General features: G+C 40.4%; 14 protein-coding genes. 5 read left to right on the top strand and 9 right to left on the bottom strand.

The window, feature by feature from the left end:
• Positions 1-22 precede the first annotated feature (22 nt).
• The 4 genes from AQ505_RS14970 to AQ505_RS14985 form a co-directional block, all read right to left on the bottom strand.
• Entirely contained in the window at positions 23-1,669 is a 1,647-nt protein-coding gene (locus tag AQ505_RS14970; protein WP_062548923.1) for a S41 family peptidase, read from the bottom strand.
• A gap of 13 nt (positions 1,670-1,682) precedes the next feature.
• The gene (locus AQ505_RS14975; RefSeq protein WP_062548924.1) at positions 1,683-3,335 is read right to left on the bottom strand and encodes a thiol-activated cytolysin family protein; all 1,653 of its coding nucleotides are present in this window, start codon (positions 3,333-3,335) and stop codon (positions 1,683-1,685) included.
• Between the two features lie 51 nt (positions 3,336-3,386).
• Positions 3,387-4,544, bottom strand: a complete 1,158-nt coding sequence (locus AQ505_RS14980) for a thiol-activated cytolysin family protein (RefSeq protein WP_062548925.1) — start codon at positions 4,542-4,544, stop codon at positions 3,387-3,389.
• Between the two features lie 88 nt (positions 4,545-4,632).
• A complete protein-coding gene (locus AQ505_RS14985) occupies positions 4,633-5,823 on the bottom strand; it encodes a thiol-activated cytolysin family protein (RefSeq protein WP_157262383.1) in 1,191 nt (396 codons plus the stop codon).
• A 709-nt stretch (positions 5,824-6,532) separates the two neighbouring features.
• On the opposite strand from AQ505_RS14985, the gene AQ505_RS26405 reads away from it, so the two are divergent.
• Positions 6,533-6,703: a hypothetical protein gene (locus AQ505_RS26405; protein WP_157262385.1), complete on the top strand. Its 171-nt coding sequence runs from the start codon at positions 6,533-6,535 to the stop codon at positions 6,701-6,703.
• Positions 6,704-6,781: 78 nt separating this feature from the next.
• Here AQ505_RS26405 and AQ505_RS14990 read toward each other — a convergent pair whose 3' ends face one another.
• Positions 6,782-7,243 (bottom strand): DUF4268 domain-containing protein, encoded by a 462-nt coding sequence (locus AQ505_RS14990; RefSeq protein WP_062548927.1) that lies wholly within the window; start codon positions 7,241-7,243, stop codon positions 6,782-6,784.
• Positions 7,244-7,288: 45 nt separating this feature from the next.
• Positions 7,289-7,972: a pseudouridine synthase gene (locus AQ505_RS14995; protein ID WP_062548928.1), complete on the bottom strand. Its 684-nt coding sequence runs from the start codon at positions 7,970-7,972 to the stop codon at positions 7,289-7,291.
• 107 nt (positions 7,973-8,079) lie between these two features.
• Between AQ505_RS14995 and AQ505_RS15000 the strand changes: the two genes are divergently transcribed.
• Positions 8,080-9,669, top strand: a complete 1,590-nt coding sequence (locus AQ505_RS15000; RefSeq protein ID WP_231634886.1) for a M20/M25/M40 family metallo-hydrolase — start codon at positions 8,080-8,082, stop codon at positions 9,667-9,669.
• A gap of 87 nt (positions 9,670-9,756) precedes the next feature.
• Here AQ505_RS15000 and AQ505_RS15005 read toward each other — a convergent pair whose 3' ends face one another.
• Entirely contained in the window at positions 9,757-12,231 is a 2,475-nt protein-coding gene (locus tag AQ505_RS15005; protein ID WP_231634887.1) for a S9 family peptidase, read from the bottom strand.
• Positions 12,232-12,339: 108 nt separating this feature from the next.
• Between AQ505_RS15005 and AQ505_RS15010 the strand changes: the two genes are divergently transcribed.
• From AQ505_RS15010 to tatA, 3 genes are all read left to right on the top strand, one after another.
• Complete coding sequence (locus tag AQ505_RS15010) at positions 12,340-13,245, top strand: helix-turn-helix domain-containing protein (protein WP_062548930.1); 906 nt, start codon at positions 12,340-12,342, stop codon at positions 13,243-13,245.
• 593 nt (positions 13,246-13,838) lie between these two features.
• The gene (locus AQ505_RS15020; protein WP_157262387.1) at positions 13,839-14,072 is read left to right on the top strand and encodes a Sec-independent protein translocase subunit TatA/TatB; all 234 of its coding nucleotides are present in this window, start codon (positions 13,839-13,841) and stop codon (positions 14,070-14,072) included.
• Between the two features lie 28 nt (positions 14,073-14,100).
• Positions 14,101-14,283: a twin-arginine translocase TatA/TatE family subunit gene (gene tatA, locus AQ505_RS15025; RefSeq protein ID WP_062548932.1), complete on the top strand. Its 183-nt coding sequence runs from the start codon at positions 14,101-14,103 to the stop codon at positions 14,281-14,283.
• On the opposite strand, the gene AQ505_RS15030 is transcribed toward tatA, so the two are convergent.
• Positions 14,280-15,257, bottom strand: a complete 978-nt coding sequence (locus tag AQ505_RS15030) for a Gfo/Idh/MocA family protein (RefSeq protein ID WP_062548933.1) — start codon at positions 15,255-15,257, stop codon at positions 14,280-14,282. The two genes, tatA and AQ505_RS15030, sit on opposite strands and share 4 nt — an antisense overlap.
• 9 nt (positions 15,258-15,266) lie before the next feature.
• Complete coding sequence (locus AQ505_RS15035) at positions 15,267-16,100, bottom strand: DUF6929 family protein (RefSeq protein ID WP_062548934.1); 834 nt, start codon at positions 16,098-16,100, stop codon at positions 15,267-15,269.
• Positions 16,101-16,197: the final 97 nt, after the last annotated feature.

The following is a 16,197-nucleotide window of genomic DNA, read 5'->3' on the forward strand; positions in this document are numbered from 1 at the left end:
ATTCTGACTTACTTTTAACCAATCAAAAGACCTTTGTTCTGGAGTTCTTAAACACAAAATCTATGGTTCTCTTTTTTAAGGTACCATCAGCAGAAGGATGACCAAATGTATATTTCCCGGGCTGTGTTTCAACCTTTTTAGCAGATTGCCTGGCTGCCAGCACATTGTTTTGTAAAGCCAGTGCTACTGCTGGATCATCGGTCATCCCAAAATCGTAAGATGGATCGTCTACAGTTGAACGATCAGCGGCAAGCCCATCAAAGTAGTCGCCTTCCCCATTGGCATTGCGCAGCTGATACATGGAGATGAACATTTTGTAATTACTAATGTCTATATCAAAAAAACCTACCGGCTTTCCATAGCTGCGCACTTGCTGAAGTCCTTGTGTAGATGCACCAACTATCTTAACATTCAAATAAGGTTTCAAAACATTAATCAGCAATTCGCTCGCAGAAGCTGTATACTCACTGATGATAAAATGGATCGTTTTTAAATCTGTTAACGGCCCTTGTTTCTCAAACAAAACCGTATTTGCTTTAACACTGTAATCAATATCGTTTAGTGTTGCGATCCGACCATCTATATATAAAGGTTTATTGTCATTTCCTCTTATGATCTGATGACGCAAGAGCTCTGCCTTTCCTTCACGCATGGTTTGATTGTAATGTTCTGTAAGCATGAGTTTTTTGTCCCATTTAGCAGGTATCAGTTGATTTGCAAAATAAACCACTGCATTTTGATATCCGCCACTATTGTAGCGCAAATCTACAATCAGTTCAGAAACCCCTGCCTGACCGAAACTACTCAGCACAGGCGCTAAATACTTTTCAGAATTGGATTCATCTGTGAAACTGCTGTAAGCGATAAAACCGATTTTTTTGCCACCAATATTTATCACCTGATGCTTTAAAACAGGGTTTATTTCAAAAATACCATCCAGCAGTCTGACTTCTCTTGTTTTTCCATTCCGATCTACCGTATTCAATTTGAGGAAAGATTGACTTAATGCCACTTTCCATAAAGCAGAAAATGAGGCCTCATTATTAAAAGACTGCCCATTTATAGCCGTCACCAGGTCACCTCTTTTCATTCCCGACTTTCCTGCGGGAGAATTTAGATCCACATAAAGTATCCGGGTTCCCAATGCACTATGATGAAAGGATAATCCAAAGCCAGAATTGATTTTATAACCACTGGATTCAGCCATATTGGCCTTAACCCCCATCGCCGCATTTTTAACAATCGTGGAATACTTCGGCAATGAAATGTCTAATGCATTGTACTCGTAAGGTTTACCGGTCAGGTTATTCATTGGAAACCTGGAAAATTCAAAAATCTCCTGTTTATAGGCTTTAAGCTCATCAGCATTCGCCTCATAAAATCTACCGGGAATGAACCGCTCCTGACTAGGGAGCAGTTCATTCCACAGATAAATTTGTTTTGCGTACAAATAGATAGAATCCAAATTATTCAATACCGCCTGTTTGCCCAGATGATCTTCTTTCTCCTCTATAAAAGGAACGTTTTTTTTACAGGAACAAAACAGCAAGCCAATAACAATAAACAACAGGATTGCTACCGTTATACATTTGACATGCAGCCAGCACCTACTGCGCTGAGCTGAAAGCCAAACTTCATGCACTTCATTAGAGTGGTCTTTTAGACGCATTTTATGCTAAAATTTAATTGGCCAGGAAAAAATAACCATTTGGAACTAACTGATAGCTGAAATCAGTCTTTGAAGTATTTGCATCTGAACCGTATTTAACGTAATAAGAAACCTCTTTTTCACCCAGCAGGTGACGATATCCACTATAGGTAATTTTGAAGCTACTACGCTCTGTTCGTGTTTCCCGATTACTAACCCAATTCTGATAATGAACTGAGCTTCTTGTGATATCGTATGGGTAGTCTACAAAATCAGGCACATCGTTATAAGGTATAGTCCCAGCTTGATCCCTGTAAAAATAAGCATATAGATCACCAAAATACTTTAAAGGATTCTGCCCGTAGGTATCTTTCTCATTGTGCCACCTGAATTTAACGTAAGGACGATCAAAAGGGCCGTAATTAATGTTAAAGGGTGCTCCAATCATCCCATGGGTGTGTAAATTGGCCAACTGAAAGGCTATGGGAACTCCCGGACTTTCCTTAGAATAAGTTTTATTCGCAGAAACTACATCTATAAATCCACTCAGGCCATTGACCTTGATCATTCCATCTGCATCCGCATTAATCCCTGTATATTTGACCTTTATATTGGCAGAATTTATAATGGTTTTTTCTTCCTCAGTCATGTTTCTGTCTATACCAATTAAATTACGCAAAATCCCCAATTGTTTATAAACTGCATTATAAAGCTTGACAGAAGAATATTGCGATTCGATGACCATAATCCCCATCCGACCGTAGGTTACACTTTTTACATATACTGGATTTATGCCACCAGTAATGAGCGGCATGTTGGCACCTGTTGAATCAAAAAGCTGACCGGGAGGAGGCGTATCAAGATCAATCTTAAAGTTTTCCTGAAAAAATTTTAGCTTTAAAGCCGATACAGAATTGATGTAATGATTCTCCCCTTTCTTTATGGTGTTTGCATCAACCAGAAATACGTCAATACTTTTGTTGTATCCGTAAAGCGTTTTTAGTTCTTCGTACACCTTAAAAGAATCCAGTTCTAACCTAAGGGAAGCAGCACCAACTCCTCCTGGATTTAAGGCCTCCAGATCAGTCAATGCTGCATTAGTTAACGCTTTTTCCGCAATAGGACGTGGCAAAGAAGTTCTAGCCACTACGGAACCTGAAACTGGCATTGTGGTAGACAGTGTAACCGGTCTAATGTACTGCGAAACTCCCAGCAGCATTTTTGGATTAAATGCCCCATTAATACTTCGTCCGTCCAATATGGCACCTGGATAAATATTCAAGGCCATAGACTGATCAGAAATAGTGAACATCCTGGATGTATATCCCTGATTATAGTAAAGAAAATCTAATCCTGGCCCAGTGGCTTTTCCAGGGCCATCTTTTTCTACCCAGGCTAAACCACCGCCATTTCCAGGTCCAGACAAAGTATTCACATTATTTCTTTTTCTTCCATTCAGCTGATCCATGGGAGAATCATTACCGGGATAAGATATCGAGTTCACCGTAAAACCGTCAATCTGGGGCGGCCTCATTCCAGGGAAGTTGGTCTTTTTTGCCAGTTCAGCCTTTTCAAGCACATCTTTTGAACAGCCCATAGGAATTAATAACAGCAGACATAGGCTAAAGGCAATACCCATTATCGCCTGCCGGCTGTTCGGTAATTTATTGTTTTTTAGGAGGAGCATAGTTTGATTTTATTTAAAGGTTAAATCTGGTTCCCTAAACATGAATTCCTGTTAGTAGGGAAAATCAAGTTTAAAAACTGTTTTAAATGGACTGTTATCTTTCAGGTATTTAGCTCTGAATGAAATGGGTACTCCTGGATCCTGCGAAGTAAATACCCCCACATTATCCGAAAGGAAACTGGTGATGCCTTCCGGATTCGGATTGATCAGCAGCTGAATTGCAGATTCCCCCATCGTACTTCCCAAAATATAAATGGTAACCCGGCAGGAGGTAAACAAGGTCTTCTCCTCTTGGGTAAAGGACTCGGTGGTTTGTTTGAAAATTTTCTTTACGACTTTTTCGAAAGCGCTTTTCATTTGCGAACCGCCATTATTAGTTTCCACAACCAACAATCCAAATCTTCCATAAGTAACCGAATTGATATACACAGGTGAAACTCCATTGAACACTTCCGGAGTGATACTTGCCATGTCAATTAATTGTCCTACTGTTGGATCAGGAGTAGTAAATGTGAAATTTTTAACCGTATAACTGGCCATTAATTTCGTGGAATACTGTGTTGCAGATGAATTATAATCGAATGAAGAATTTGTAGATGCAAATAAACGGCGTTCATTTACATTGTAGCCGTAAGCAAGCTTCACCTCTTGATACCTTGAAAAAAAGGAAATAGATTGAGAGAAATCATCGATTTGCTTTCCTGAAAAATCGGGGGCCATCAGTGCATTCCTCAAAAATATACGGCTTTTTGAAAGACTGGGTGAGGCTACGGTTCCAAAAGACAAACTGGAAGGAAAGGACAAATAAAGATCAATTGGTGCTCCTTGATAGCCAACAAAAGGCAGGAGCTCATCTGTAGCGATGGAAGCCGCCTTAAGTATGGAACCAGGATATATAAATGAGGTGTTGGCAGGTGTTACCGTCATCTCATCAGACTCATAAAAAGCACTTTTACCAAATGCAGCCCAACTACTATCTCTTAAATGTATTAGCGCGCCCAGCTTTCTGGCATCCATAGCCTCCTTCATGGAAATCTTGGAGAGCCCCAGAAAAACGGGCTCCATAGGTTCAATCCTCAAATGTTGGAATTGACTAGCTAACAAATTCTCAGCAGCCTTTATCGGCTGTACTTGCCCCTGCTCTACCCGATCTTTCTTGCAGGCAAAAAGAAATAGAGGGATCATCATCAATAACCTGGCGTATTTCATGTTTATGGAATAAAGTTCGAAGCAGGCTGTCTGGCCTGCTTCGAAAATTGGAATATTATTTTAGCTCTTTGCACCTGGCCTTAGGTGTCTAATTGCGGACGTTAATTCTAAATGGATTTCGGAAGGTTCCGAAATCAGACAAATAATTTAAAGTATAGTATAATGGTGCACCAGGAGAATCTGATTTGAAGCCCCCACACTCCGCAATTACCTGTGCAAAACCAGCCAGACCTCCAGTAACCGCCCTTACAGTCGAGGTGCCATCCACCCCCATTACATATACATAAATTTTAGAATGCTCAATTACTGATTTTTGTGCATTCGTCAAACGAGTGTTTAAAGCGACCGAAAACGCAGATCCTAACTTCGATTCAGAACCAACCCCAAGCATTTCAGCGGAAAGCGTAAGTGCGACACTAAGCGTCGTTTTAACCATCGCAAATGAAGAATCAGATTCCATGATAAAAATTCCTTTTCTACCATAAGTCACTGAGCTCACGATTAATGGCTCGATTCCACCAAATTGGGCCATATCATAACTCGGTTTCAAAAAAGGTTCATAGATAGGAGGTTCAATATTAATTGAAAAGTTTTCTTGAATAAACTCCGCTCTAACCTTTGTTTTGTTTGCTCCAGTCGAGGTCGTATCTAAGAAATCTACTTTCAGTAATTTCCCGATGTTAAAACTAGCCCCAAAGGATTTCTGAAGCTCTTCCACTTTTCTGAACTGATTTTGTTCATAAGTAAAAGACTGTATTTGTGTCCCTGTACCGGCCTTTATTGCATCTCTAACGTACCTTGCATCTTGGCTAGGTGCTGGCAGAACCGATCTTGAAATACTATCGGTAGGAAAGTTAGCATACATCGTTATCGGATTTCTGTGTATAGCAGGAATAGACATTGGCGTAAAATTCTCTACATCTACGGCACTATTGCCACGAATAATGGCTCCCAAATACAATTTTAATCGTGTTTCAGGTAAAATAGCAGGAACCTCAGTTGATTCATAAAAAAACGTAGTTCCTGAACCATTAGCCCAGGCACTATCCCGAATCAAAATAATGGAATTCTGCTTTTTTCTGTTGATGATGCCTTTGGGACCCGATTTATCAAAAGAGCTCAGATTGAAGATCGTTGGACCGTAACTAAAGCGTTTTAAATTGTTACCGGATAAAGTTGGATCTGATGCCCCGGAAGCATCTTTACTCATTTCTTTTTTACAGGATAGTATAAAAAAGAGGGGGAACACGACAAGCGTGTACTTGAAGTAATGTTTCATAGAAGAATTATTTATTTAATTAAAGGTTTGATTGTTACTAAATAAGCAAATAAAAAATATTAAAATCAATCTATAAGGACTGAGGTATATTAAAGTTGTTTTTGGAATAAAGCACCTTCAGTTGCCCAATTAAACTATTGAAGATGCATCAATTGATGCGAAAATAGATCCTTTATCAGCTCCATTATGATTTATAAAAACAATGGAGAAAAAAGACGAGCAAGTGCTAAATAGAGTAGTCAATGAATTTTTAAACAAACACCATTTTCATAGTAAAATATTTAAAATTAAATAAACATGAATTTGATTAATCGAATATAAAGTTATTTTCAATTAAAGGAAATTAAAATTAAGTAACATTATTATTACATTAATAATTAATTATAGAAGAGTTGCCAATATTTTAGTTAAAAACAGCATTAAATAGGGAATCAAAGCAGTTTTACATAGAAATTACTGGTAATCATAAAAACTAGGTCAGCACAAAATCAATCACCCACAGCAAGAAGAAACAACACCATTAATATTATAATTTCACAAAAAGCGACATTTAATATATTTATTAGACAAATAATACCTTATTAAATTTTATTAATAAATAATTATGGAAATAATGGTTATTTATAACCAGAAATGAGCCGAATCAATTACAATATTTTCTATTATAAATAATTAAACAAAAAAGAGCGATTAAATACTCAAAAACAACATGCACAAGAAATCAATAAAATTTATCTTTTCCATCCGCTCAAAAGATCAAATTGCAGAGGAAGCTGTACTCCAGCATATTGGAGCACAAAATAAATATCACATCACCATAGTCCAGGTAAATACCAACCATGATGGTATGGGCGGCTATGGCAACACAAAAAAAGGATGAAATCAACAGCCCAATGCTGAAATTCTTAAATAAGATGAACTGTTTAGTTTTTTTGATAAAACGGCGGGAAGCTTTAAACTATTTAAAAGTATCAAAACCATCCTTTGCATCACACCAAAACTCATCCAATGCAATTAATCTTGGTTTCAAAAAGGAAATTAAAGCTGGCCAGTCAGATTCTTTGAAAATGCTCACATCCGGAAGGTGTTTCACGATCCTGCTGACTGTTTTATAATGCTCGTCTGTAGTATGTAGTTCCCAATCCCACTCTTCCTCTAAACTGTTGTGCAGCATAGTTTTAAAGGCAGTAAACTGCTCAAAAAACAGCTCCTGCATTCCCGGATCAGGATGAGACATTTCAATCGCAATATAAGCCGCCTTTTTGTCGACAGACATTTTAAAATTCAGGTACTTGATTCCTGTTTTATAATTCACCCAATTGATTCGCATTCCTTCTGCGGATTGATGAGCTGCAATATATTGTCCGAAGGTAGTCCAGAAAGACTGTTTTAACTGCGCAGCCTGATCTTTTGAAAACATGGTATTGGATTTTAGATAGTATGGTATTCTGAATACGAAAAGAGATTAAAGCGTCCAGCTCATCAGCTCCATCACCCTTTTAAACTCGTCTTGAACATCCGCTTTTAAATGGATGGTTTCTTTCGTTACCGGATGTACAAATTTCAATTCTGAAGCATGCAGCAGCATCGTTGTCATCTCCCATTGCTCTTTGAAAAACTTGTTTTGTTTATTACAGCCATGCTTACGGTCGCCAATAATCGGATAAAAAATATGTGCAAAATGTCGACGCAGCTGGTGCATCCTTCCCGTAGTAGGTGTTGCTTCCACTAAAGAATACCTGGAAGTAGGATGTTTTCCAAGGGCTACTTCCAATTCTGCGCGCTGTAAAGTCACAAAAGCAGTGAACGCCTCCTGCATATTGCCATTTTCTTTCGCCAAAGGGTAGTCGATCTCCAGGCTATCCGGGGCATAACCTCTCAAAACTGCCAGGTATTTCTTTTCTACTTCCGCATTTTGGAATTGCTGATGCATGGCGATTTCCGTCTCCTTATCAAAAGCAAAAAGCAGCAAACCACTGGTTTTCCGATCTAAACGATGAACAGGGCTAACATACTTATTGATCTGATCCCTTAGCATTTGCAGCGCAAATTCTGTGGCATCACTAGCAATAGAAGAACGGTGAACCAATAAACCATGAGGTTTATTGATGGCAATCAGATGATCGTCCTGATATACAATTTCCAGCATTTAATTTTTTCTGCGAAGATAACCTTTTGATTTTTTAAAACCGCCCAATTGTATCAAATTTGTTCCTTTTTGACAGGATAGAAGCATTTTACTTAAATTGAGAAATCATGAAAACCAAACCAACAAACCCTCCTGTTAATGGATTAAAAAAGGCAACCGCTGCCTTCTTTATGGCGATGCTGATCGCTGGAAACGTCAGCTATGCACAAACTAAAAAGGAAACTATTGACCTGATCGTCAAGGAAGCCACAGAAAATTCTCAACTGGAAAAACTCGCGCATGAGTTATTAGATATGGTTGGCCCCAGACTCGTGGGCTCACCTCAAATGAAACAGGCCAATGATTGGGCAGTAGCCAAATATACCAGCTGGGGGATCCCTGCTAAAAATGAACAATGGGGAGAATGGCGCGGCTGGGAACGTGGAATTTCTCATATTGACCTGGTTTATCCGCGTGTAAAATCTTTGGAAGGCATGCAGTTGGCATGGAGCCCAAGCACAAAAGGAAAAGCTGTAGTCGGAGAAATGATCATCTACCCTGACCTACCCGATTCTGTATCCTTCAAAAGCTGGTTGCCGAGCGTAAAAGGAAAGTTTGTGATGTTTTCCATGAACCAACCTACCGGCAGACCAGATTATAACTGGCAGGAATTTGCGACACCAGAATCTTTTGAGAAAATGAAAAAAGACAGGACCGAACAAACCAATGCCTGGCGCTCCAGAATTAGTAAAACCGGACTAAACTTAAAAGCATTAGCCCTGGCGTTTGAAAGTGCAGGCGCATTAGGTGTAGTCACCAGCAACTGGTCAGCTGGATTTGGTGTCAACAAGATCTTTGGTGCAAACACCACTAAAATCCCTTCCATCGACATTTCCCTGGAAGATTACGGCTTATTGTACCGACTTACCGAATCAGGAAACAAACCTAAAATCAGCGTAAATGTAGGATCTAAAGAGCTGGGTGTCGTTCCTACTTTTAATACCATTGCAGAAATCAAAGGCACAGAAAAACCAAATGAATATGTGGTCCTTTCTGCGCATTTCGATTCCTGGGATGGCGGCACAGGTGCCACAGATAACGGAACAGGTACAATCACGATGATGGAAGCCATCCGTATTCTGAAGAAAATCTATCCTAACCCAAAAAGGACCATTCTTGTAGGTCATTGGGGCAGTGAAGAACAAGGACTAAACGGCTCCAGAGCTTTTGTAGAAGATCACCCGGAAATTGTTAAAAACATACAGGTGGTATTTAACCAGGACAATGGCACTGGCCGGGTAGTGAACCTTGCCGGACAAGGCTTCTTAAACTCTTATTCCTATTTAGGGAAATGGTTATCGGCTGTGCCTGAAGACATCAGAAAACAAATTGCAACGACTTTCCCTGGCAGCCCAGGTGGTGGTGGTTCAGACTACGCTTCTTTTGTAGCAGCAGGTGTACCCGCATTTTCACTGAGCTCCAATAGCTGGTCCTATGGTACCTATACCTGGCATACCAATAGAGATACTTACGACAAAGTCGTTTTTGATGATGTGAGAAGCAACGCGATATTGACTGCAATTCTAGCCTATATGGCGAGTGAAGATCCGGAAACGACTTCCAGAGAAAAAAGCATTTTACCTGTGAATCCAAGAACAGGAGAACCAGGTGTATGGCCTCCACAAGTTAAGCCAACACGTAAAGGCGGTATAAACTAATCGTTATCCCGCGATCAGAAAACTAAAATATCTGTATACGAAAATGCCCTTCCGATTTATTCGAAAGGGCATTTTTAATTAAAAGCCTTATTTTTTATTCTTTACATATTTTTCTAACCATTGGTCTTGTTCCCAGAACGTGTGCAGAATAGACTCCCTACTCCTGTAACCATGGAATTCTTTCGGTAACAATACCAATCTCACCGTACCGCCATGACCTTTGATCGCACTATACAAGCGCTCACTTTGAATCGGGAAAGTTCCTGAATTCTCATCGTCAATACCATGGGTCATCAATAAAGGTGTTTTGATTTTATCTGCATAATTAAATGGCGACATTTTGTTGTAAACATCCATTGCCTGCCAGTAAGTACGAGCTTCCACCTGAAAACCAAAAGGAGTCAAGGTGCGGTTGTAAGCACCGCTTCTCGCTATTCCCGCAGCAAATAAATTGGTATGTGCCAGTAAGTTGGCAGTCATGAATGCACCATAAGAGTGCCCTCCTACAGCAATCCGACCTCTATCAGCTACACCCATATCTACCACATAATTAATCAAAGCGGTTGCATTGTCTTCAATCTGCTGTAAGAACGTATCATTAGGTTCTTCTTTTCCTTCACCAACAATCGGCATATCTGCCTGATCCAATACCGCATACCCTCTGGTTACCCAGAATACCGGCGAGCGAAAAGCCAGTCTGGTGAAACGGTAAGGAGATCCTTTTACCTGTCCGGCAGCCGCCAGACTTTTGAATTCACGTGGGTAAGCCCAGATCAATACCGGCAATGGTCCATTTTCTTTCTTAAAATCCTTTGGCAGGTACAAAGTAGCAGAAAGCTTGATGCCATCCTTACGAGGGTAAGAAAGCAAGGCCTTCTGAACTCCTTTCAAACTTGGGTAAGGATCTGCAAAGCTGGTTAAGGCTTGTTCCGACCTGTTTTTCAGGTTAACAGCATAAATGTTAGGCGCTTCTTCTGTAGACTCTCTGGAGATGTATACCTTACCGGTATTGTTAAAGAATACTGGCTCCTCATAATATGGCGCCTTAGATTTAAACAAAGTATCCTGTTTATTGGAAATCAGGTTCCATTTCAGGATAAAAGGACGGTCGCCTTGAGGAGACGCACCTGCTCCTTTAGTGAAGATTACACCTGGAGCACCTTTGTCAAACAACAAAACTTTTGCAGAAAAAGGCCCTTTACCATAAATAAAATCCCCTGGATCTGTATACGTATCCTCTGAAGACCTGTCCGAGATCACTTTGACCACCTTACCGCTTTCCGGATTGATCAACGTCATTTTTTGAGCACGGTCTTTCCTCCATTGCTCTTGTACCAGGGCATAGTTTTGATTGCCCCATTCCACACCACTATATCTTGAAGCCATGCTGTACAACTTTACAGGAGCCGCAGTAAAAGGAGCTTTCAGCATAAACAAAGCATCTCGGACTTCCGCTTTCAGGTTCGGATCACCTTTATCCTGCGCTTCTGCCCAAACAATAGTTGCAGCGGCATCACTTCTCCATTCATAAGCACGCGGCCCAATAGCAACAGCGTCAAAGCCTGTTGGCAGTTTCTCTGCAAGCGGTGCATGGTAAAGTTCTTTCACCAATTGCCCCTGAGGATTCAGGATGGTGGTTTTGAAAGGGAAATAATAAATAGGCACCAGGTAAGAATAAGGTTTCTCAATAGTTTGTACCATCAGGAAATTGCCATCTGGCGAATAGGCAGCCTTGCGATAAATAGCTGGACCTGCAATTTTAGTGGCATTGCCATTCAGGTCTACCTCCTGTAATTCCGAACTGAGGTAATAACCCATCAAATCCTGGTCGTAGGTATTTTTTAGCAAGTTTTGATAAGTTCTGGAAGGCGTAACTACGCCCAGGTTTTCCTGAACTACTGGTCCTGTAGGCACAATGTTATCCACTGGCTTATGACCGCGTGAAGGAAGGATAAACTGAGCAAGAATACGCTTACCATCCGGATGCCATAGTAATGTAGTACCATAGGCATCATTGAGTAAACCATTGGTCAGTCTGCTTGCTTTTAGATTTTTAACATCTACCAGCCAAAGTTCCACCCCTTTTAAAGTATTATTGCTGAAAGCGAAAAAGTTCCCATCTGCATTCCAGCTGATATTGGTCATCCTCATTTTCTCCGGTAATCCGGCAACTTTATTTTCTTTACCGGTTTTCAGGTCTTTAATCGTCAGGTCGCTGTAAATACCGGAAACTTCTCCTTCCGTAGAATTATTGGTGGGATTAATCCTGATGCCTGCCAGCCCAATTACAGGCTGAGCCACCTGCTCAATGGAAGCATACCCTGCTGAGGAAAGCAGCAGCATCAAACTTCCGTCTTTGTTAAAACGTACAGTTGGACTTGTCGGCGCATCTACCAGGTCAACAATGCTTTTAGGAGGTAATTGGTAAGTCAGGTTCTCCTGCGCAAATCCTTGGGTACTTAAACCTGCCATCAGCAATACGCTGAGCAAGGTTTTAGTGATTGGTTTGTAGTTTTCGGTCTGTATCATTTTTCGTTGAGTATCCATGACTATGAATGTCATTTGATATAAGTATAAGTTAGTACACAAAAATGGGATTCTAAATGAAGGCTTGCTAAACTATCGCGTAAAAGTTACCTTTGAAACATTCCACCCACAACATCTCCTGTCATGCAAATTGTTGAGACCATTGATCAGTTTTACAAAAGGACCAACCAAAGTATTCCGGTCGAATTGTTAAATACTACAGGCAACCCAAGCCATTTTAACGTAAAAGAACGGAGTTATTGCAGTAAAATGAGCCCTTATAACCGGAGAGACCACTATAAGATCTGCCTGACGATTGGAAAAGGACGGCTGCATGTAGCAAATGAAGTGATTGAAATTGATCGGCCAGCGCTGGTATTCTCCAATCCTACGGTTCCTTATTCCTGGGAATCCACGTCTGAAAGCCAGGAAGGCTATTATTGTTTATTCAATGATTCCTTTATTTCTCCGGAAATGAAGAAAGGGCTGGAAAGAATATGCCCTTTGTTTAATCCGATCATCTCTCCCTCCTGTTTTTTAGATAAACCTGCTTATCAAAGAGTGAATGGATATTTCCTTCAATTAATTGCGGAGTTAAAGAGTGATTATGAGTATAAATATGAGGTCATCAGGAGTATTTTAAAACTCATCATCCATGAAGGCATCAAGATCCAATCCGCCACCCTGGCGCCTGCCCTTACCGATACTTCCGATCACATTACCCCCAGGTTTCTGCATCTGTTAGAGCGACAATTCCCGGTAGATTCTCCCGAAAATCCTTTAAAATTGAAGAGTGCTTCTGAATTTGCTGATCAGCTGAACATTCATGTAAATCACCTGAATTATGTAATTAAGTCCCATACGGGAAAGACCACCACACAGATGATCAGCAACAGAGTGGTTGAGGAGGCAAAAACATTATTAAAACAAACAGATTGGGATGTGGCTGAAATTGGATATTGCCTGGGTTTCGACTATCCAGCCCATTTCAACAATTACTTTAAAAAGAATACTGGACTTACACCTGCCGCCTTTAAGCACCACAGTTAAGCCCTGTCCAGTCCCTCGCTTTCTTAAAAGCTGTAAAGCATTAAATCAACACACGTATACCTCTTGCTCCTTGTCGAATGTCCAGACTTGACGCTGACCTCTTCTGGCAATAACCAAAGAATAACACTCTTCATTTTCTGAGATTTCCAGGACCTCGCCTATATTGACAAGCTTGTCACCGATAGATAAATTTGCAATTTCTAAGTTTTTAAACATTATAGGCTGTTCCAATATATGATCCATGAGAGCGAAAAGATAAAAGAAGATTTATTTAAAATTTAATTTATACCCAAAAATATAATTATTTATCAAATAACACTAATAATTTAGTTAAATCAGTAGATTTCGCGTTTAAACTACCTGTGCGGGCTTACTTTTAAAACATTAATGGGCCTGGCAATGCTATTTCCGTAGATTATCGTGCTATTTTTTCTAGCACAGCTCCGTTAAGGAGCAGGTATTTTCCTCCAAGCCCCTCCCTAACCTACCTGGAGAGGGACAATCTCCAAGAAATTTATTGCAAACTTTAATTTCGTTTTAATCCTGCTTTAATCTCTTGCAGTTAATTTTGTTAAAACCTTTAATTTATAAATATGGTGTTGGCAGAATTCTTAAATATGGGCAGTGGGGAAATTATGGTCATCTTGGCAGTGGCCCTTTTATTGTTTGGTGGCAAAAAGCTTCCTGAACTGGCAAAGGGTCTTGGAAAGGGTATCCGCGAGTTCAAAGATGCTTCTGAGGGTGTTAAAAGAGAAATCCACAGAAACATCAACCTGGCCGATATAGAAAATGAAGCAACAGCTCCAGAAGTTAAAGAAAAAGTTTAGTTCCCTAAATTATTAATACACACAAATGATGTTACATACGCCCATACTTGCTGCTTTAGGGACGCAAGAAATCCTGGTTATCCTGGTTGTTGTACTACTGCTTTTTGGCGGCAAAAAGATCCCTGAATTATTGGGTGGCCTGGGAAAAGGAATCCGTGAATTTAAAGAAGGTAAGGACGGAACCGATCAGCCAGACACTGAAAAGCATTAGGCTTTCGCCGTAAAGCAATTCATCAGCTGCATAGACAGTATCGCTTCTTCAGCGGCGCAGGGATTTTCTCCCTGTGTTAAGAAATAAGTGGTCACCTTTTCTATCATTGGCTGCTGTACATGTTCCAGGGGGCTAAAGTCGTAGACTTTAGCAATCCCATTTTTAGTCAGTTTTATTTGCTGACCAAATACCTGGAAGCTGATTTTGCCTGCCGTTCCTATAATTTCGCAGAGGTCAGCTTTGTCTTGTGCTGATACACTGAAACACCAGCTGCCATTAAATACCACCCCATTTTTAAACAATACCTGACCCGTTACCAGGTCATCTGCCTGTCCTATTCCAGATTGATTCAAGGACAATCCTGAAGCTGAAGTCCATTCTCCAAAAAAGAAAACCATCAAATCCAGCTGATGCGGAGCAAGGTCATGAAATAAGCCTCCTCCAGAAATCGCGGGATTTAACCGCCAGTTACTGGCTGAATTTGCGATGATATTGGAATCCTGAGACTGAAACATTTTCAATTGTACCAAACGGACATTTCCGATTTCCTGTCCGTCTAATAAGGCTTTAATTTTTAAAAACAATGGCTGTGCACGTCTGTAATGAGCCACGCACAATTTGACACCCGTCTTTGCTGCTGCTGTTTTCATTCTGATGGCTGAAGCCGCGTTTAAAGTCATTGGTTTCTCCACATACACTGGTTTCCCCGCAGCAAAGGCCATTAAAGCATAAGCTTCATGCTGTGCCGGAGGAGTTGCAATATAAATGGCATTTACTTCCGGATCATCAATCAGCTGCTGCGCATCAGCATACCACTTAGGTACGCCATGTCTTTGCGCATAGTCCTTCGCTTTTTCCGAATCTCTACGCATAACCGCCACCAATGATGAGTTTGGCACTTTATTAAAAGCAGGTCCGCTTTTAACTTCGGTTACATCTCCGCAACCAATCATTCCCCATTTAATACTTTCCATTTTCAAATGTTATCGTTTCAGCTTCAATTGATAAATGTCGGCCTGTAATTTATCTGTATCATTATCCTCACAGAGGAGAAATGTCATTTCATCTGCGGTTTGATGCTTTAAAGCCAGTCCTTCAAATTTATGCCGGTCGCTGATCTGTTCAGTAAAGTCCAATTCCATCTGCGCTATATTGATGCTGCCGATTAAGGTTCCAAATACAACGCCGTCCTGATAAGTAGATTGGCTATCTTCTGCAGCTGCCAGAAAATAAATATGATGATCAACCAGGATCGCATCCGTAAATCCAGTTGCAACACCTTTAATTCCGGGCAATAAGATCTCCTTAAAGGTTATTTTTGAAGTGGCAGTAGGTTTTTCACCGGAAATGACAAACACACCATTTCTTCCAGCGCCTCCATTGCCCCTATTTAAGAAATACCACTCCTTCCCCGTAAAAACTACCCCTTCCAGGTTAAAGTTTTCAGAATTCAGACCAGAAACACGCCTCATTTCCTGATATACATCAGCGACATCCCTTGTAGAAATCACTTGCTTACTCTTCGCGTTTACACTAACCATTTGGCTTCTGTTTTCAGTAGATCCTGAGCCAAAAATATAGAGCTGATCTCCGTAGCTGGTGATGGCTTCAAAATCAGGCTTGGTCTTTTTTGTGATATTCTGTGAAGGCCCTGTGCTTAGGGGATGACGGGTCAAATGAGCAGATTTCAGCTCATAGCTGTACAAAAAGGTACTGTAATCAGAAATGACATTCAACTGGTCGTTTTTCAAGACCAGACCGGAGGCTGAGCCTATCCCAATGATCTGAAATAACAATTCCAATGTAAATTTGTACATGATTGCAATAGGCTAATTCTTTAAGAAAAAATTGCAGACAGCGATTTGTCTGAGCATAGTTAAATCGGTTATCAAATGATGATTTGATAACCGATGT

Source organism: Pedobacter sp. PACM 27299, assembly GCF_001412655.1.
Taxonomy (GTDB): Bacteria; Bacteroidota; Bacteroidia; order Sphingobacteriales; family Sphingobacteriaceae; genus Pedobacter.